Below are 19,038 nucleotides of genomic sequence, written 5' to 3'. Positions count from 1 at the left end.
TCAGATCCTCCTCGTCGCGACGGAGCCGAACAGGCCGTAGGGGCGGATCAGCAGAACGACAAGCATGACGATATAGGGGGCGACGGCATCGAAGGCCGGGGCGTAATAGATGGCGAGCACGCGCACCACCGCGACGATGACGGCGGCGACCGCCGCACCCTCGATGCGGCCGAGGCCGCCGATGGCCGCAACCGCGAAGGCCAGCACCATCGTATCGGCGCCCAGCCCCGGTGTGACGCCGGAGGTGGGCGTGGCGAACGCGCCGCCCAGCGCCGCCAGGAACACGCCGAGCGTGAAGGCGAGCATGAAGACGCGGTCGGTGTTGATGCCCATCGCCTGCGACACCTCGCGGTCGGCGACGACGGCGGCGATCAGCCTGCCGATGCGGGTATGGCCGATCAGGAGCTTCAGGCCGACGATGGTCAGCACCGCCAGAGCGATGAGCAGGAGCTGGTAGTTGAGATAGACGACGCCGCCGATTTCGATCGAGCCGAGAAGCTGCATGGGCGTGTCCTCGTAAAGGGAATTCACGCCGAAGACCATGCGCTGCAAATCTTCCAGAATGAGAAAGAGGCCGAAGGTGACGAGAATCTGCACCGCTTCCGACTTGCCGTAGGTCCAGCGCACCAGCCCCTTTTCCATGAGGGGACCGAAGAGGCCCGCGACGAGGGCGGCGCTGAGAACCAGCGAGGGAAAGGTGAGCCAGCCGGGCAGGCCCGCGCCGACGATCCACAATCCGATCGAGGCGGCGGCATAGGCGCCGATGGAATAGAAGCTGCCATGCGCGACATTGAGGATGCGCAGCACGGAGAAGACCAGCGTCAGGCCCACGGCGACGAAGAAGATCAATGCCGCGTTGGCGAGTGCATCGATCAGCAGGGGAACGAGGATTTGCAACATCTGAGACTCCAGCCCCGCCAGGACACACCGGTCCTGCGTGCGTAACGGCGCGGGAGGCGTTGACGGCCTCCCGCGCAAAGAGCGGGCGACGGGTTTACTTGTAGGAGCCGGGCTTCGGCTGCGAGGCGAGGAGATCGGCCGGCAGGGTCGAGATCCAGGCGATGGGATCCTCTCCGACCGGCGGCATCAAGGCCTCGCCGTCGTAGCGGACCATCTCGCCGAGAACCGGGAAGTCGAAGTCGGGCGACTTGACGGTCACGCCGACGATCTGGTCGACGATGCCGTCATTGTCCTCGCGCGTCACGGTCGTGCCGGTGAAGGTCTTGACGGTGCTGCCGCGCATGGCTTCGGCCACTTCGTCGCGGCTCGGCCAGGTGCCGCCGTTTTTCTGCATGGCCGTCTCGTAGGCCTGCTTCAGGTAGAGGAAGCTGTTGGCCATCTTCATGGCCGGGAAGACGGGATAGCTGCCGTATTTGGCGCGATAGGCTTCGGCGAATGCCTTGGTGTCCGGGTTGGCGGCGGCGTCCGGCGAGTTCCACCAGCCGTCGCCGAGCACGCCGATAATCGCGCCTTCCGGCATGGCGACATTCTGCAACGAGGATTCGCCGAGCGCGAAGATCGCCTGGCTCGACCGGAACAGGCCGCGCGGCGTCGCCTGGCGGACGAAGTTTTCGAGGTCGCCGCCCCACAGATTCGAGAAGATCACATCCGGGCGGGCCGTCGTCAGACGGGAGATTTCAGTCTGGAACGTGGCCGAGCCGAGCTTCGGGAACAGCTCCGCGACCACCTGGACGTCGGGCTTGAAGGTCTTCAGGGCCGCCTTGAAGATGTTGGCGGCGTCATGGCCGAAGGCGTAGTCGGGGTTGATGATGGCCACCGTCTTCACGTCCGGCTTCACCGAAAGCATGTAGAAGGCATAGGCGAGGAATTCCGGCACGGTGTTGCCGTTCGGGCGGAAATAATAGGGGTGAGCGCTCTTGGCGAAAAGCTGATGCGTGTCGCAGTTCCAGCCCACCGTCGGGATCTTCAGTTCGTCGACCACCGGCGCCAGCGCCATGCAGTTGCCGCTTGAAAGCGCGGCGATCATCGCCTGGTTGGCCGGATCGGCGGCCAGCTTGCGGAATTCGGTGATGACGCCTTCGGTGCCCTGTCCCTCGTCCACGTAGGACGCCTTGAGCGGCACGCCGGCGATGCCGCCATTGGCGTTGATCGTCTCGATCATCAATTCGGCGGCATTGCGGCCGGGCACGCCATAGGCCGCCGTCGCACCGGAGGTGAAGCTGAACACGCCAACGCCGAGCGAGGCGGGCTTTTCCTGTGCGTGAGCGGGAACGGCAAGGCCGAAGGCCGTGAGCGAGATGGCTGCGGCTGCCATATATTTCTTGAAAAACAAAGACATGATGACCCCTCTTTCGGGTTGCTTCTTGCGGGACGGCTTTTGCCGCAATGGGCGGTGATCCGTTTTTTATGCATCTTGATCATTGCTCGAATCCATGAGATGTGCAACATAAAATTACAGTGAAATTTCACAGAGACAAAATTTGTGCTTTCGTGAAGTTGCCTATCAATGCGGCGAACACTCTTCCACAGCCTTCGGAGAGACTCGCGGCGCCATGCAAGGAGAGCGAGGAATATGAGCCATTTGGAGTTCACACTGGTCAGTGCCGCGGGCGAATCCGATGTCGCGTTCGACATATCGGAGATGGTCATCGCCGGGTGGGCGGGGCGCGATGCCGAGGCGATGGAGCACCATATCCGCGAGCTGGAGGCGCTCGGCGTCGCCCGGCCCGCGTCCACGCCGACCTTCTACCGGGTCGCCGCCGCCCGCCTGACGCAGGCTCCGGAGATCGAGGACGCCGGCCCGAACGGTTCGGGCGAGGTCGAGACGCTGCTTATCGCCGCGCATGGCAGGCTCTATGTCGGGGTCGGTTCCGACCATACCGACCGCAAGGCGGAAACGGTGGGCGTCACGCTTTCCAAGCAGATGTGCGACAAGCCGGTCGCTGCGAGCCTCTGGCCCTATGAGGAGGTCGCCGGCCACTGGGACAGCCTGATCCTGCGCAGCCATGCCTTGATCGACGGGGAGATGGTGCTTTATCAGGAAGGGCCGGTTTCCGGCCTGCTCGCGCCGCAGGACCTGATCGGCCGCTACGCCCCGGATGGCAGGCTTGCCGACGGCACCGCCATGTTCGGCGGCACCATGCCGGCCATCGGCGGCATCCGCCCGGCCAGCCGCTTCGAGGGCGAACTGGTCGATCCGGTGCTGAACCGCCGTCTCGCCTTCGGATATGATGTCCGGGTGCTGCCGGTGCGCGGATAAAGCCTGTGGCCGGGCAGTAAAACCCTGTTGCGCGACGGAGCCCGCTCCGCCTATGTCTTGGCTGGGCCGTGCGGGTGTGAAAGCCTGCCGGCTCACAGGGGCTGGGTCGGCAACGAGGACAAGAAGTGCCCGGGAGCGAGGAAACGGGATGACCGCAAATCTAGGCACCAGCGACGACCTCCGGGAAACGGCCCGGCCAAAACGATCCTCCGGGCGTGCGCCATCTCTGCGCGACCGGGCCTACGAGAAGATCAAGCATCTCATCATCACTTGCGGGTTGAAGCCGGGCGAGGTCCTCAGCGAGGCGGCACTGAGCGTCAGCCTCGACATCGGCCGCACACCGGTCCATCAGGCCATCGACCGGCTGGTGACTGACGGGCTGATCGACGTCATGCCGCGCAAGGGCATCATGGTGAAGCCGGTGAGTCTCGACGAGATCTTCGATATCATCGATGTGCGGCTGATCAACGAATCCTATTGCGCGCGCCGCGCCGCCGCGCGCGCCGAGCCCGCGGACATCGCCCGCATGGTCGCCAATCTCGATGCGATGTGGGACGCCGCCAAAGCCCGCGCCATCGAAACGATGATGGAACTCGACCGCGAATTCCACGCGATGCTTTCCGGCACGACGCGCAACAAGGTCCTGTCGGAAATCCTGCGCAACCTGCACGACCGCTCGACGCGGCTCTGGTTCATCTCGCTGCGGGCGGGCGAGCAGCACATGCGCGTCTGCGAGCAGCACGCCGCCATCATCGACGGCGTGCGCCGCAACGATCCGGACGCGGCCGAGCAGGCGATCCGCGCCCATATCGAGGCGTTCCGCGAAAACGTCACGCGCCAGCTCTGATGGGGTCGGCAAGCGCCGCCTCTACGGCTCTGGCGGCGGCGAAGAGCGCCGCATCCTGCCCGCCGCGCGCCGAGAGCATCAGCCCCGCGGGGGCTTCGCCCGCCTCGTGCATCGGCAGCGAGATCGAGCAGCCGTCCATCATGTTGATCAGCGTCGGATTGCGCAGCATCGCCAGGTTGACGCGCGTGAAGAGGTCGTCGTCGGCCTCCAGCGCGGCGATGGGCGGTGCGACCGCCGGCACGGTGGGCATGGCGATGACGTCATAGGCGGCAATCGCCGCCTCGACGCGCCGCACGAAATCGGCTCTGCGTTCGAGAAGCTCGATATAGTCGGCGGCGCTCTGGTCCCTGCCGCGCAGGATGCGTTTCAGCACGCGGGGATCGTAGTCCCCGCCCTTTTCCGCAGCCAGGCGGGCATGCCAGGCATAGGATTCCGCGGCGGTGAAGCCGCCCTTGGCGTTGATCGCGGCGACCTCGGCGAATTCGGCGAGCGGCACGAAGACGATGCGCGCGCCGGCGGCTTCGAGCTGTTTCAGCCGCCGCTCGAAAAGATCGGCCACATAGGGCTCCAGCCCGTCGAGCGCCACGGTCTGCGGCACGGCGATGCGCAGGCCGGCGACCGGGCGCACTGGTGCGGCATCGAGCGGCGCGCCGCTCAGGATCGTATGCAGGATGCGGCAGCATTCGACGCTCGGAGCCATCGAGCCGATGGAATCGAGCGTGGTCGAGAGCGGCAACGCACCGTCGAGCGGCACGGCGGAAGCGGTCGGCTTGTAGCCGACCGTGCCGCATAGCGCCGCCGGAATGCGGCAGGAGCCGCCGGTGTCGGAACCGGTCCCGGCAGCGGCCATGCCATCGGCGACGGAAACGCCCGCGCCGGAGGAGGAGCCGCCCGGAATGCGGCGCGTCTGCCGGTCCCAGGGGCTTGCCGGCGTGCCGTAATGCGGATTGAGGCCGAGGCCGGAAAAGGCGAATTCCGTCATGTTGGTGCGGCCTACGACGACGAAGCCTGCCGCCTTCAGCCGGGCGATGGCGGGCGCGTCGCGTCCGGCCGGGGCGGCGCCGGCGAGCGCCTTCGAGCCAGCGGGAGTGGCCTCGCCCTTCAGGTCGAACAGGTCCTTCACCGAAATGGGGATGCCGGCGAAGGGGGAGGGGGCGGCGCCTGCCGCCCGCAACCCGTCATGGGCGGCCGCGGCCGCGAGGGCCTGTTCCGCGTGGACCTTGACGAAGGCGCGCGCTCCTTCGCCGTCGGGGTCGCGGATGCGGTCCAGTGCGTCCTGCACCATCTGCACCGCACTCATGCGCCCGCTGTCGAGCGCCTCCGCCCGCGCCGTGAGGGTCTCGCGCATCGTCATGGTCATTTTCCTTTCAGGCTGCCGGTCAGACCGGATCGAAGTAATGGATTTCGAGCAGCACGCAACCGTTTTCCGACTTGAAGGGGCCGTGCGGCGCATGTGGCGGACGGCAGGCATAGGTGTTCGGCGGGAAAGGCGTGCCGCCCTTGCCCTCGGTATCGTTGCCGACCGTCAGGTCGCCGGAGACCAGATAGACCTCTTCCCAATATTCGTGTTCGAAGGGCGCGGTGGTGAAGACGCCGGGATCGAAGCGAAGAAGGCGGGTGCGGGTGCCGCGCCGGTTTTCCTCGTCCAGCGCGCCGGAGATGATCTTCTGCTGGATGCCGCTCGGATAGCCGGGCGGCACTTCCCAGCCGGTGCTCATGTCGAGGGTGTAGAATTCGTCGTGCTTCTTGTTGACGGGCATGGCGTTTCTCCTGTTCAGGCGGCTTTTTCGGACGCTTCGAGGCTTTCCTCGAGCGAGTAGCTGTCGAGCATGGACTGGAGCAGGCCATTGGCGCGGTCCCAGTCATAGGTGCGGAAGGAATGACCCTTGGTGACGAAGGTCGCCCCCGCATAGAACATTTCGTACTGGTGGTGGCGCGAGCCGAATTCGGAGCCCACCGCATCCCAGGCCAGCTTGTAGAACTTGACGCGGTCGAGCGAGGACGCCGCCGGCGACTGCTGGGTCTTGTTGATCAGCGCTGCCAGTTCCGGGTTGGCAAAATCCGCGACGGAGGAGGGCAGCATGATCATGCCGCCGCCGGCCAGATCGCGGATGGTGTTGAGCACTTTCGGGTAAAGCTGCTGGCTGAGCACCTGCGCCGTATAGAGCGTGTGCGCATGCGGCACGTAGTAGGGGCCCACCTGACGGCCATCGGCCTCCATAGCGGACACGAGCGCGTCGATCATGCCGGCCTCGGCGGCGAGCTGGCCGAGCGTTTCGCGCACCTGCGGGAACTGGGTGACGCCGTTGGTGTCGGCAGCGCGCCTGGCGAGCGCGATCAGGAAGCGCAGCTTCACCGAAAGGCGGATCATCGCCTGATAGTTCTGGTAGACATGCGCGGGCGTGGCGTGGAACTGCTTCTGGCACATGGCGATGTCTCCGTCGATGAAGACGCGCTCCCACGGCACCTTCACATCGTCGAAATAGAGCACCGCGTCGTTCTCGTCGAAACGGCTGGCGAGTGGATTGTCGAAGACGGACGTCGCGCCTGCCTCGTAGGATTTGCGCGACAGGATTTTCAGGCCCTTGGCGTTCATCGGAATGGCGAAGGAGACGGCATAGTTCTCGTCGCCGGCCTTCAGCGGCTGGATGCAGGTGACGAAGACCTCGTTGGCCACTACGCCGCCGGTCGCCAGCATCTTCGCGCCGCGGATGGTGATGCCCTCGGCGTCGCGGTCGACGACGCCCGCCGTCAGGTAGGGATCGGCCTGTTCGGCGGCGGATTTGGAGCGGTCCGCCTGCGGGTTGATGATGACATAGGTGAGATAGAGGTCGTTGTCGCGGGCATAGCGGTAGTAGTCGGCAAGATGGCCGGCGAATTTCGGATTGTAGGCTTCGAACACGTCGAGGCCCATATACATGCCGGCGATGCAGGAGGCGACGTGATCCGGCGCGCGGCCCATGAAGCCTCCATGCAGGTTCGTCCAGGCTTCCAGCCCGGCGCGGCGCTTCTTCAGCGCGGCGTAGCTGCCGGGAAGCTCCCAGATGCGGTTGGCGTGGCCGCCTTCCGGCGTTTCGAACGTCATGAGATCGCGGTTCGCCGGCGCGTTGGCGAAATCGAACATGCGGCCGACCGAGGCCGCCACGTTGCGGAAGGCGGGATGCGTCGTCACATCGGCGACGCGCTGGCCGTCGATGAACAGTTCGCGCCCGTCGTTCAGGCTCTTGATATGCTCTTGACCCGATTTTGTCATGGTTTTCAGGTTCCTCTCTGGTTGAGCGTCAATAATGGATCGCAAGAGGCCAGTCGGCCTCCATCTGCCAGTCGTTTCGCACGCGGCGATAGCGTCCGCGCAGAAAGAGAAGGGGATCGTGCGCGCCCGGCCGCGCCGAAAAGCGCGCCACGCGCACCACGAAGATGATGTGATCGCCGCCGTCGAATTCGGCATGCGGGGCGCATTCGAAATGCGCGAGTGCGCCTTTGAGAAGCGGCGCGCCGCCGAGGCCCGGCGTATAATCCACGCCGGCCCACTTGTCGGTGAGCGGCCGTGCGAACTGGTTGGAGAGCGCTTCCTGGTCGCTGGCGAGCACGTTGATCGCCACATGGCCGCTTGAACGGAACGCCTGGAGGCTGTGCGCCTGCCGGCCGATGCTGAACAGCACCAGCGGTGGATCGAGCGAGACGGCGCTGAAGGAATTCATGGTCATGCCGGCCAGTTCGCCGGAAGCGCCCTTCGCCGTCACCACGACCACACCGGTCGCGAATTCTCCGAGCGCGTTGCGCAAGCGACGCTGATCGTCCATAGCCGTTCCCGTTTCTTTTGATTTGTCAATTTAGCTTTGTAATAAAGCTATTTTAGAAGGGTGTCAACCGTGCTATGAAGAGCCGCGATCAGGGGCGGACCGCCCGGGAAACGGATGGAAAATGACGAAGAAAAACAGCAAGACGCCGCTGACGGTGAGCCGCCCCGACCTTCTGGTGGACGGCTCCGACGAGGCCTTCCGCGATCTGCTCAGCGATCTTTTTGCCTTCTCCCAGCATTTGCAGGAAACCCGCGCCCGTTTCGCCGGTTTCGTCGGCCTGTCGCCGGCCCAGTACATGATCCTGATCGCCATCGACCGGCTGGAAGACAGCGGTGACATGGGGATCAACCAGGTGGCGGCGCATCTGCACTATTCCGGCGCCTTCGTGACCATCGAGGTCAATCATCTGGTGAAGGCGGGGCTGGTGGCGAAGGCGCCGCATCCCACTGACGGGCGGCGCGTCGTTCTCAGGGTCACGCCAGCCGGCAGGGCGACGCTCGCCCGTCTGGCCGCGTTTCAGGCGCCGGTCAACGATGCGCTGTTCGCACCGCTCGATGCCGAGAGTTTCTCCAGTCTGTGCCGCATCATGCAAAGCCTTTCCGATAATGGGGACAAGGCGGTCCGCCTTGCGGAATATCTGCATCCCGCCACGGAAGACCGTTTCGGCGGCTGATATCAGCCATCGAAGGGACCCTTTTTGCCGCTTCAGGTGGACAGGGTGCGGGGCATGATGGTGGTGTGCGGGGGGAAGGCCGAGGAGGGGAGCAGATCAGCGAAGCGCCTGACAACGAATACGTCATGCGCGACGGCGCATCGGCTTGTATCCGTCAGGAGCAGTAGCGGGGTAAAACCGGGCGGGAAAGCCGGTGGCCGGGTGGCCACCGGTGTCGAGGACGGGGCGGATGTCGCCTGTCGATCTTCCGCGGGTCATCTGTCTAGGTCCAAGAGGCGTCGAAGATTTGTCGTCGCCAGCGCGATGCGCGGGCCTTAACTCGCTTGCGCGTATTCCGCGAAAGAATGCTCCTCGCGTGTGCCTTTCGCCCGGAATTTCTGTGTCAGGAGGGAAAGGGTTTCCATTTCGCGCGACAGGCTCTGCGCCGCCGCCGTCGTTTCCTGAACCATCGCGGCATTCTGCTGCGTCACCTCGTCCATCTGGGATGTTTCCGCGGAAACTTCCTTGAGGCTGTTGGCCTGATCATGCGAACTGACCGCAATGTCGCTGACGATGGAACTCATGTCGGCGACCTGATGCACGATTTTTTTCAGGGAGCCGCCGGTGTCGCTGACGAGCTTCACGCCGGTTTCCACCTGCGTGGAGGACGCCAGGATCAACGCCTTGATCTCCTTGGCGGCGTTGGCGGAACGCTGGGCCAGTTCGCGGACCTCCTGTGCGACGACCGCGAACCCCTTGCCGGCGTCGCCGGCCCGCGCGGCTTCCACACCCGCATTGAGCGCGAGCAGGTTCGTCTGGAACGCGATCTCGTCGATGACGGAAATGATGCTGCCGATTCGCTCGGAGGAACTCTGGATCGCCGTCATCGCTCCGATGGCTTCGGCCACGACTTTTTCACCCGATTCCGCGTTGCTTCTGGCCAGTGCGACCGCATTTTGCGCCCGACTTGCGCTTTCTGCCGTTTCATTGACGCCACGCGTTACATCGCCGAGCGCGGTCACGGTTTCTTCCAGCGAGGCGGCCTGCTGTTCCGTTCGAACCGCGAGATCGTTCGAGGCGTGGGAGATTTCCTCCAGGCCGGAGCGCACCGTTGCCACCGCCTGGACAACCGAATGAATCGCCTGTTCGAGCGTCGCCACGGCGCCGTTGAAGTCGTTGCGAATGGGCTGGTAACGGGAATCCACGTCTCCGATCCGAACGGTCAGGTCGCCATGAGCCAGCGCGGTCAGGCCCGCCGATATCTGCGAGAATGCCTGTTCCATCACCCGCGCATCGGCAAGCCGGCTGCGCTCCTGCGCCAGGCGCTCTTCCTCCGCCGTCAGGCGCGCCTGTTCCGCTCTGGCCTCCGCGACGAGCTTGGCGCGGCCTGTTTCCTGAAAGATTTGCAGGGATCGCGCCATCGCGCCCAGTTCGTGACGGTGTTCCGTTCCTTCGATGACGATGTCGTCGTCGCCATTTGCAAGACGTTCCATCGTGCTGGCCAGCGACCGGACCGCGTGCGAGATCAGCCGTCCGATGACGTAGGCCAGAACCAGACCCGTGAGGATGAGCGCGAGACTGATCAGGACGGTCGTCGTCGTCGCGGAGCCCACCATCTCGGTCACGGAACGGTCGATCGCGTTCTGCTCGCCGGCGATCTTCTCCTCGAGGCTGGCGAATCCGCTGGCGATCTTCGGCGCGAGCACGTCGAGCCTGTTCGTCTGGATCGTCTGGATTTCCGTCAGCACGGTGCGCAGATCGGCCAGGCGCGCCCTGTAGTTCTCCATGAGCCTTGCGGCGTTGTCGACCTTGGCCTTCTGGAGGTCGTCGGAGGTGAACAGGCCGAGGCGGCCGTTTTCCGCGGCGGCGGTTTCGAGCATGTCCCGCGCCGTGATGTAGGTGGCGACTTCCTTGTTCCGAACGAAATGTTCCGCTGCACTCAGGCTTTGCGTCAGCGCGTCGAACACCCTGGTCGCCTGATAGAGGCTTCGGGTGTCGGCCTGGCGCCAGGCGCTTCTCATGATGTCGTTAAGCGCGACGGCCGTCCAGGGGCCGAATTCGGTCACTTGCGCGATGAGCTTGTCGCGCGTGCGGCTCAGCACGACGGTTTCCTCGAATGCGTTGCTGTATTCGCCGATATCGGCCCGTATCCCGGTCATGCCCGATTTGAGCGCGGCGTTGCCGTCGATCCGGGGGTCGTCGATTGCGAAGGCTTCGGCGCCCTCGCGAAAGGCGGTGACGGCGGCATCCGAATTATCGGTGCGATAGGTCTCCACCGCGCTCTGGATCTTGTGCAACTGGTCGGAATATGCGGAAACCGCCATCGTCTGGCCGACGGTGTCGCGATAGGAGGCGAAGATCGAGCCCAGGCCGTTCATTCCGCTGATGGCGGACACGGACAGGAGACTCATTAAAATCACCAGAGGCAGAAAACCGGCCGTGATCTGGCTGCGGATGCCAAGCTTTTTCCAGGTCTTATTCATCGGATGCGCCCCAATCACTGGCTTTTCGGCAGATACTGCGAAAGATTATTCTTCGTCACGAGTTCAAACGGAACGTAAATCCGCTTGTCCAGCGTCTCGCCCTTGATCAGGCGCAGGGCGGCCTTGACGGAGCCTTCTCCCTGCCCGACAGCGCTCTGAAGCACCGTGGTGTCCAGATCGCCCGCAACCATCGCCGCGAGGGCGTCTTGCGTCGCATCCACGCCTGCGACGACCACATTGTCGACGGGCCTGCCGAAATCCTTGATGGCGCGGATGGCGCCGAGCGCCATGTCGTCGTTGTTGGCGAGGACCGCATCGAACCTGACGCCGTGATCCAGCCATTCCTTCATCTGCTTTTGAGCCAGGTCGCGCTGCCAGTTGGCCGATTGCTGTTCCACCACCTGGATTCCCTTGCAATCGTCCTCGGCCAGTGCCTGTTTCGCCCAGTAGGTGCGGGCCCTTGCCGCGGAGTGGAAGTACTCGCCGACAAGAATGACTGCCCTGCCTTTTCCTCCGAGGAGACGACAGACCTCGCGTCCCTGAAGCAGGCCGGCATCCTTTTCGTCGGATGCGACGAGGGTCTGCGAAGGGGGCAGTTCGTCGATGTTGATCGGTTCGTTGTTGAGATAGACGAGCGGAATTCCGGCCTCGACGGCCATTCGGGTGATTTCGGTGCCCCGGTCTCCGTCCACCGGCCCGACGATGATTGCGCTGACTTTGGCGTCGATGAAGCTTCTGATGCTGGCGACCTGTTTGTCGTAGCTGCCCTCGGCGTCCTGGATATCGACCGTCAGGCCGGGAACCGTCGCAGCATAATTGGCGATGCCGTCGCGCAGCAAAGTCTGAAACGTGTCGAATTTCGCAATCGTGACGCCGATCGTCTCGGCGCGGGACGCTGTCGCCGAAAGTAAAATGGCGGCCGCGATGGTAATGAACCTGCGCATATGACCCCTCCTCCAAGAGTGTATTGCAACGAATATTGCCCGGAGGGATTAATTATGAATTTATATTGCCGGAAAAGATTTCATCCTGAACAAGTCTCTCCGGCCGGCGATTGCGTCGCTGTCGGGCAATCCACGGGTGGGGAAGGCGTTGCGCACGACGTGACCGGGCCGGCACCATTTCGGATTGCAACAAAACCGAAACGGCTCGCGCCATCGCTCTTGTGTGGGATGCAGCCGGGGGAATTGCGGAGAACGGCCCGGCTGCGGGTTTGTTCGTTTCCGCCTCACATGCCGTGCGTCAGGCCTTCTTCTCCAGCCACTCCACCAGGATGTGACCCCATTCGATGTCGGCCTGGATGGCGCGGCGCGCGGCTTCCGGATCGCGCCGGCGCAGGGCATCGAGCACGGCGAAATGCTTGTGGTCGCCGCCGGTGATCTCGCGCCGGGGCAGGAGCGAATTGAACACGAGGAGAAGGGGCCCCATCTTGGTCCACAGATTCTCGACGATGGCCTCGACCAGCGGCAGGCCGGAGGTGCGCAGCAGGAAGAAGTGGAAGTCGCGGTTCCTGATCGAGGCCAGCCGCGAATCGTGGTGGGCCGCCTCGATGAAGGCCGTCTGGATCGCCTCGGCCTCGGCCATCTGCTCATCGGTGACGCGGGCGGCGGCGTGGGCGGCGGCCTCGCCCTCGAGATGGCTGCGGATGAGCTGGATTTCCTTCAACTGCCGCGCGTCGATGCGGGGCACGTAGATGGCCGTCGCGGCCTTCATTTCCAGCGCCTGCTCGCTGACCAGCCGGAAGATCGCCTCGCGCACCGGGGTGATGCTGGTGCCGAGCTGTTCGGCCAGCGCCGCGATCCGCAGCCGGTCGCCGGGCTGGTACTGGCCGTCGATCAGGGCGCTCCGGATCGTGTGATAGACTTTTTCCGAGAGGTTTTCCTTCTCGATCTGCTGCAACCCTGCCATCGTTGTCCAAATCCCGGCCGAACCTGTTATTCGTCCGGCAACCTATCCGACTGTTCCGCGGAATGAAACGGATATATGATGTCACTTCACCATCGCCTCGATGCGGCGCATGGCGTGCGCCACTTCGCGTGCTGAAAGCGTTCGCGGAAAGTGGCGGATGTGCGGGGCGGTCATGGTGAGCCGCGCGATGGTCTCGAACGTCTCCTCCGAAGGGGCGACGCCGCCAAGCTCGGCGAGGCTGCGGGGCAGGCCGATGCGACCGTAGAAGGCTGCCAGATCGCCGATCTCGGCTTCCGGCCGGTCCTCCAGCGCGATCTGCACGAGGTTGGCATAGGCGACCTGATGGCCGTGCATGCGCTCCTTCCACGGGGCGAGCGCGGTAAGACCGCGCGTCATCGAATGGGCGATCGAGAGGCCGCCGCTCTCGAAGGCGAGACCGCTCATCAGCACGGTCGCCTCCACCACCATCTCGAAGACCGGATCGGTCTTTCCGCGGTCGATGGCGCCCAGCGCGTCCTCGGCGTGGCGCAGGAGGATGTCGTGGCTGGCACGGGCGAGGACACGGGCCGACCAGGCGGAGGTGCCGCCGAAGACGTTGACGCCGCCGTTGCGGGCACAGGCCTCGACCTCGTAGATCTTGCCGATCGTGTCGCCGATGCCGCCGAGGAACATCTGCTTCGGCGCGCGCACGATGATCTCGGTGTCGACCAGCACGAGGTCGGGATTGCGCCGCAGCTTTTCGACGCCGAGCATGCGGTGATCGGCCCCGTAGAGCACGTAATTATGGCTGGTCGGGGCATCGGTCGAGGCGACGGTCGGAATCGTGACCATCGCCGCGCCGCTGCGGTTGGCAAGTGCCTTGCCGGCATCGATGCACTTGCCACCGCCGGCTGCGGCCACCACCGGCGGAGCCTCGCCCGCCAGCGCGGCAAGCCGGTCCACCTCTTCGGGCGAGCTTTCTCCGCCGAAGGTCAGAAGCGTCAGTTCCACTCCCGCGCTGCGGCAGGAGGCGGCGATCGCTTCGCCGTAGGCGTCTTCTATGAAGGAGTCCACCACCATCGTCGCCCTGCCGGAAAGCCGCGCCAGCTCCGGTCCCATCTCCGCCAGCAGGCCCGGACCCTGGATATAGCGCGCCGGCGAACCGAAAATCATCATGGAAAGCTCCCTTTCGTTCCTCGTGACGTTTCGAGGTGATTTAGTATGATATATGATGCATTATAGTGCCAGCTGAGGCTTTTCAAGCCCTGACCGGACGCGAAGGAAATGGAAATTGCGTGTGAGGGCGGGTGCAGCCGCGTCATCGTGCATCCGGCCTGGCCGGCGTCTGCCTGCCCATATCCTCCTTTTTCAATCCGTGTCGGCGGCTAGGGGAGGCCGAACCCGAGGTCCGCCACGTCGTCATCAATACCGCCGCGTCGGAATCGAAGCGGGGGATCCCGTGCCGTTCGACCCCGTGCGCTTCCGTTTCCGGGGTGCTTGCGGCCGAAGCGGCGATGAACCCGGACGGTGCGTTCATCGGACGGTGGCGCGCGGTATCACCATTCACCGTGGCGAACACATGATCAGGGCGCAGACCGACCTGTTCGCCGCTGTCCTGCTGGGGGCGAAAATTTCTGTTGACAATAATACATGATATATGATGTTTGATGACAAGGCCAAAGCCAAACGCATTTCGGGAGGGATCATGACTGTCAAGGAAACGCCGGGCGCGACAGCGCCCGACCGGGAGGGCTCGAATCTGTCGCTTTCGCCGGCGCAGCTCGCTTATCTGCGGGAAAAGGCGCAGTTCATCCGGTTGGAGACCATCCGGCTGATCGAGATCGCCAAGACCGGCCATTACACGTCCGTCTTTTCCGCCGCGGAGATTTTCGCCGGGCTTTACTATGACGTGATGAACCTTCGCGAAGGCGAGCCGAAATGGCCGGATCGCGATCGTTTCCTGATGGGCAAGGGCCATGCCGCGGTCGGGCTCTTCCCGATCCTTGCCGAATACGGCTTCATTTCAAAGGACGTGCTGGACGGCTATACCCGTCTCGGTAGTCCGCTCGGCGATCATCCCGACATGACCAAGGTGCCGGGCATCGATTTCTCCTCCGGCTCCATCGGCCATGCGCTTTCGAACGGGCTGGGCATGGCGCTCGGCGCCCGCATCCAGGGTCGCGACTTCACCACTTTCGTCATGCTCGGCGACGGCGAGATGCAGGAGGGGCAGGTCTGGGAAGCCGCGCTTTCGGCCGCTCATCACCGGCTCGGCCGGCTGGTGGCGATCATTGACCGCAACGGCTACCAGCTCGACGGCGCGGTCGACGACGTGATCGGCATCGAGCCGCTCGATGCGAAATGGCGCGCCTTCGGCTGGGAAGTCCATGACGTCGACGGCCACGACCTGTCCGCGCTCGTGCCGCTGCTGCGCCGCGTCAAGGCCGACGCGTCCCGCGAGAAGCCGTGCTGCATCATCGCCCGCACCGTGAAGGGCAAGGGCGTTTCCTACATGGAGACCGAACCCGGCTGGCATCTCGGCTATCTCGACCCGTCCGACGCGGAGCGGGCGCGCCTTGAAATTCTGTCCAGGGAGATCTGAGATGAACGCCCCCCAGTCGCCGAATTCCTGGCACTATCGCGAACTGAATGCCCGTAATCCCGGGCTCAACCATCTGTCGGACGGGCTGCTGGCGCTCGTCGAGGCTGGCCATCCGGTGGTCGCCGGCTCGGCCGACCTGCAATATTCGAACGGGCTGGTGAAGTTCGCGCAAGCGCATCCGGACCGCTACATCCAGTTCGGCATTTCCGAACAGAACATGGTCAGCGCCGCCGCAGGCCTCGCCACGACGGGGGCGATGCCCTTCGTCGCCACCTTCGCCTCCTTCGTCGGCCTTCTGTGCTGCGAGCAGATCCGCATGGACGTCGCTTACTGCAAGCTACCGGTGCGAATGATCGGCCATCACACCGGCATTTCGCTCGGCTTCTACGGCACCTCGCACCACGCCACCGAGGATATCGGCACGATGCGCTCCATCGCCGGCCTGACGGTGGTCTCGCCCTCGGACGGCCACCAGCTCGAAGCCGCCATCCGCGCCTCGGCCGACTGGCCGGAGCCGATCTATTTCCGCATCGGCCGGGGCCGCGACCCGGAGATCTACGGGCCGGACGCCGACTTCGTCTTCGGCAGGGCCATCGAGCATTTCGCCGGCGAGGAGATCACCGTCATCGGCTGCGGCCAGCCGGTTCATCCGGCGCTGGAGGCGGCGCGCAGGCTCAATGCGGAAGGCCGTTCCGTCGGGGTCATCGACATGCCGACCGTCAAGCCCATCGACCGCGATGCGATCCTGGCGGCGGCCGAACGGTCGCGGCTGATCCTGACCGTCGAGGAGCACAACATCATCGGCGGGCTGGGCGCGGCCGTCGCGGAAGTGCTGGCCGAGGCCGGCACGGGCACGCGGCTCATCCGCCACGGCATCCGCGACGAATATAGCCTCATCGCGCCGCCGACGCATCTCTACGCCCATTACCGGCTGGACGCGCAGGGCATCGAGGCGGTGATCCGCGAGGCGCTGCAACCGGCGTGACCGGTGGGGAAGGAGCGGGCGCCGCGCTTCAGCCGCCGGTTGACAGGTGGGCAGCCGTCTGCACGACGGCCTTTGCGTCCGGGTGAGCGCTGTTCGGCATCCTTTCGGGCGGGACGGGTTTCCTTTCTAAGCGGCGGGAATGGTGATGGAGGCCGCCGGGGACGAGGACGAACACCGGAAGGTGACGCTGGAATTCGCGTGAGGAGGCGAATCTGAATTATCGCATTCATTAAATCATGATGCATCATGCATCATTATTGCAAGCTCTGGGAGGAGTGCTATCATGACGTCCAAGATCAACCGAAGAAATTTCATGGTGACGGCCGGGGCGATTTCGCTGCTTGCCGCCGCCGCGCCCGCCGCCCTTGCGGCCGAAAACGTGAAGGTCGGCGTCGTCCTGCCGCTCACCGGCATTTCGGCGACGATCGGCAACCAGACCATGAACGGCGCGAAGGCCGCCGCTGACCAGATCAACGAAAAGGGCGGGGTCGCCGCGCTCGGTGGGGCGAAGCTGGAGCTGGTCTTTGCCGATTCCCAGTCCAAGCCCGATATCGGGGCCTCGGAAGTGGAGCGCCTGATCCAGCGTGAGGGCGTGGTGACGGTGCTCGGCGCCTATAATTCGGGCGTGACCTTCCCGGCCTCGGAAGTGGCAGAACGCTACAAGACGCCGTGGATCGTCACCGGTGCGGTGAAGGACGAAATCACCGAGCGCAATTTCAAATACGTGTTCCGTCCGGCCAACAAGGCGATCTATGACGCGCGCGAACAGCTCGACGCCATCCAGATGCTGACGGAGGAGTTTGGCACCGGCCCGAAGACCATCGGCCTGTTCTACGAAGGCACCGACTGGGGCCGCAGCCACGCCGCCAACGTCAAGACGCTGGCCGCGGAGCGGGGCTTCACCATCGCGCTCGACGAAAGCTATCCGCCCGCGCAGGTGGACTTCACCGCGCAGATCCTGAAAATCCGCAGCACCCGGCCGGATGCGCTGATCGTCGCGGCCTACACGCCCGACCATATCCTGTTTTCCCGCCAGATGTTCGAGAACCGGATTCTGATCCCCTTCGGCATTCATACGGTCGGCGGCGGGGCGGAGGATCCGGCCTATTACGAGGCCGTGCCGGCCCGGGCCAACGAATACATGTTCATCCAGGAAGACTGGCGCATCGACAGCCTTTCCAACAATCCGGATCCCGAACTGGTCGAGATCAACGAGCGCTACAGGAAGCTCGGCAAATACGATCTCAATTCCTTTGCCTCCCAGGGCGTCGGCGCGGTCTATCTTCTGAAAGATGCGCTGGAGCGGGCCGCCAGCGTGGACAAGGAAGCGATCCGCGCCGCGCTGGCGGACACCGACATCACCTCTGGTCTGGCACTTGCCCAGGGCTTCGACCGCATCAAGTTCGACGAGCAGGGGCAGAACACCTTCGCCCACGGTGTGATCTCGCAGACGCTCGACGGCCAGCGTCTCACCATCTGGCCGGCGGAAAGCCGCGCTCCGGGCGTCAAGCCGGCATGGCCGGTTCCGGAGTGGTCGCAACGCTGACCGTCCGTTCCGCAGTCGAATGAGGAGCGGGGCGCATTCCGCGCCCCGCCCGTTCGATCCGTGCGTGTTCGCTGCCTCTGCCGGCGGTCGAACGGCCCTTCTCTCCTTCCGGGAGCTTTGACATGGACCTCTTTACGCTTGCCTACGCGCTGGTGAACGGCATCCTGATCGGCGGCATCTATGGCGGCATCGCCCTTGGCCTCAGCCTGATCTTCGGCGTCATGCGCGTCATCAACTTCGCGCACGGCTCCTTCCTGATGCTGGCCATGTATGTCGCCTACATGCTTTGGGCGGTTTTCGGCCTGCATCCCTACGTCTCGGTGATCGGCTCGGTGCCCATCCTGTTCTGCATCGGCTTCGCCGTTCAGCAGGTCATCATCTCGCCGCTGTTCAAGCGCGAGCGGGCCGGCGTCGTCGAGCCGACCTCGGCATTGCTTCTGACGGCAGGCGTCTTCCTCGTGATCGACAATCTCGTGCTGATGGTCTTCGGTCCGGACGTGCGGTCGGTGAATGTCGACATCACCTATGAATCGATCTTCCTCGGCGACGTGCCGGTCAACCTCGCCAGGCTCATCGCCTTCGTTGCGGCGGTCGTCGTGGCCGCGGGGCTCGCCTGGTGGCTGAAGCACTCCGAAATGGGCCGCTCGATCCGCGCCACGGCGCAGAACCGCGATGCCGCCGCCCTGTCCGGCATCAACGTGCCGCTCGTCTACAACGTCACCTTCGGCATCGGCTGCGCGGTGCTCGGCCTGTTCGGCGCGCTGCTCCTGCCCTTCTTCTCGCTCACGCCCACCATCGGCCTTTCCTTCGGCATCAAGTCCTTCCTGGTCGTGGTGCTCGGCGGCATCGGCTCCATTCCGGGCTGCATTCTCGGCGGCATCGTGCTCGGTATCTTCGAGAGCGTCGCCTCGCAATTCGTCACCGCGACCTCGGCCGCCATCTTCTCGTTCGGCCTGTTCATCGCGATTCTCCTGTTCCGGCCAACCGGCCTTCTCGGGCGCTGAAGGAGCAAT

17 protein-coding genes are annotated in these 19,038 nt (G+C 64.4%); 7 read left to right on the top strand and 10 right to left on the bottom strand.

Annotated elements, in window-relative coordinates; all coding sequences use genetic code 11:
• Complete coding sequence (locus NOF55_RS08315; RefSeq protein WP_306410878.1) at window positions 1-900, bottom strand: branched-chain amino acid ABC transporter permease; 900 nt, start codon at window positions 898-900, stop codon at window positions 1-3.
• A gap of 94 nt (window positions 901-994) precedes the next feature.
• The gene (locus tag NOF55_RS08310; protein ID WP_306410877.1) at window positions 995-2,299 is read right to left on the bottom strand and encodes an ABC transporter substrate-binding protein; all 1,305 of its coding nucleotides are present in this window, start codon (window positions 2,297-2,299) and stop codon (window positions 995-997) included.
• A 234-nt stretch (window positions 2,300-2,533) separates the two neighbouring features.
• Here NOF55_RS08310 and NOF55_RS08305 point away from each other — a divergent pair, with 234 nt between their 5' ends.
• Window positions 2,534-3,220, top strand: coding sequence for a DUF2848 domain-containing protein (locus tag NOF55_RS08305; RefSeq protein ID WP_306410876.1), 687 nt, complete (start codon window positions 2,534-2,536; stop codon window positions 3,218-3,220).
• 148 nt (window positions 3,221-3,368) lie between these two features.
• Window positions 3,369-4,067 carry a GntR family transcriptional regulator gene (locus tag NOF55_RS08300; protein ID WP_306410875.1) on the top strand — a complete coding sequence of 233 codons (699 nt, stop codon included), beginning with the start codon at window positions 3,369-3,371 and terminating at the stop codon, window positions 4,065-4,067.
• Here NOF55_RS08300 and NOF55_RS08295 read toward each other — a convergent pair.
• From NOF55_RS08295 to NOF55_RS08280, 4 genes are read right to left on the bottom strand one after another with little or no spacing between them, the layout of a single operon-like run.
• Window positions 4,051-5,421 (bottom strand): amidase, encoded by a 1,371-nt coding sequence (locus NOF55_RS08295; protein ID WP_306410874.1) that lies wholly within the window; start codon window positions 5,419-5,421, stop codon window positions 4,051-4,053. The two genes, NOF55_RS08300 and NOF55_RS08295, sit on opposite strands and share 17 nt — an antisense overlap.
• Window positions 5,422-5,446: 25 nt before the next feature.
• Entirely contained in the window at window positions 5,447-5,827 is a 381-nt protein-coding gene (locus tag NOF55_RS08290) for a cupin (protein WP_306410873.1), read from the bottom strand.
• 14 nt (window positions 5,828-5,841) lie between these two features.
• A complete protein-coding gene (locus tag NOF55_RS08285; protein WP_306410872.1) occupies window positions 5,842-7,320 on the bottom strand; it encodes a 4-hydroxyphenylacetate 3-hydroxylase family protein in 1,479 nt (492 codons plus the stop codon).
• A 28-nt stretch (window positions 7,321-7,348) separates the two neighbouring features.
• Window positions 7,349-7,870 (bottom strand): flavin reductase family protein, encoded by a 522-nt coding sequence (locus NOF55_RS08280; protein WP_306410871.1) that lies wholly within the window; start codon window positions 7,868-7,870, stop codon window positions 7,349-7,351.
• A gap of 121 nt (window positions 7,871-7,991) precedes the next feature.
• Here NOF55_RS08280 and NOF55_RS08275 point away from each other — a divergent pair, with 121 nt between their 5' ends.
• Entirely contained in the window at window positions 7,992-8,543 is a 552-nt protein-coding gene (locus NOF55_RS08275; protein WP_306410870.1) for a MarR family winged helix-turn-helix transcriptional regulator, read from the top strand.
• A gap of 314 nt (window positions 8,544-8,857) precedes the next feature.
• Here the strand turns inward: NOF55_RS08275 and NOF55_RS08270 are convergent, their stop codons facing one another.
• From NOF55_RS08270 to NOF55_RS08255, 4 genes are all read right to left on the bottom strand, one after another.
• Window positions 8,858-11,005 carry a methyl-accepting chemotaxis protein gene (locus NOF55_RS08270; RefSeq protein ID WP_306410869.1) on the bottom strand — a complete coding sequence of 716 codons (2,148 nt, stop codon included), beginning with the start codon at window positions 11,003-11,005 and terminating at the stop codon, window positions 8,858-8,860.
• 14 nt (window positions 11,006-11,019) lie between these two features.
• Entirely contained in the window at window positions 11,020-11,949 is a 930-nt protein-coding gene (locus tag NOF55_RS08265; protein WP_306410868.1) for a substrate-binding domain-containing protein, read from the bottom strand.
• A 298-nt stretch (window positions 11,950-12,247) separates the two neighbouring features.
• Window positions 12,248-12,913 (bottom strand): GntR family transcriptional regulator, encoded by a 666-nt coding sequence (locus NOF55_RS08260; RefSeq protein WP_306410867.1) that lies wholly within the window; start codon window positions 12,911-12,913, stop codon window positions 12,248-12,250.
• 81 nt (window positions 12,914-12,994) lie between these two features.
• Window positions 12,995-14,068 (bottom strand): glycerol dehydrogenase, encoded by a 1,074-nt coding sequence (locus tag NOF55_RS08255; protein ID WP_306410866.1) that lies wholly within the window; start codon window positions 14,066-14,068, stop codon window positions 12,995-12,997.
• 529 nt (window positions 14,069-14,597) lie between these two features.
• Between NOF55_RS08255 and NOF55_RS08250 the strand changes: the two genes are divergently transcribed.
• The 4 genes from NOF55_RS08250 to NOF55_RS08235 all read left to right on the top strand — a co-directional run bounded on the left by NOF55_RS08250 (window position 14,598) and on the right by NOF55_RS08235 (window position 19,029).
• Complete coding sequence (locus tag NOF55_RS08250; RefSeq protein WP_306410865.1) at window positions 14,598-15,494, top strand: transketolase; 897 nt, start codon at window positions 14,598-14,600, stop codon at window positions 15,492-15,494.
• 1 nt (window position 15,495) lies between these two features.
• Entirely contained in the window at window positions 15,496-16,479 is a 984-nt protein-coding gene (locus tag NOF55_RS08245; RefSeq protein WP_306410864.1) for a transketolase family protein, read from the top strand.
• Window positions 16,480-16,762: 283 nt separating this feature from the next.
• Window positions 16,763-18,025 (top strand): ABC transporter substrate-binding protein, encoded by a 1,263-nt coding sequence (locus tag NOF55_RS08240; RefSeq protein WP_306410863.1) that lies wholly within the window; start codon window positions 16,763-16,765, stop codon window positions 18,023-18,025.
• Window positions 18,026-18,147: 122 nt separating this feature from the next.
• Window positions 18,148-19,029: a branched-chain amino acid ABC transporter permease gene (locus NOF55_RS08235; protein WP_306410862.1), complete on the top strand. Its 882-nt coding sequence runs from the start codon at window positions 18,148-18,150 to the stop codon at window positions 19,027-19,029.
• The last annotated feature ends 9 nt before the right edge of the window (window positions 19,030-19,038 follow it).

It is taken from the genome of Ectorhizobium quercum (genome assembly GCF_026552795.1).
Lineage (GTDB): Bacteria > Pseudomonadota > Alphaproteobacteria > Rhizobiales > Rhizobiaceae > Ectorhizobium > Ectorhizobium quercum.
The sequence above is the reverse complement of the archived record's forward strand: the minus strand, read 5'-3'. Positions and strand labels throughout refer to the sequence as shown.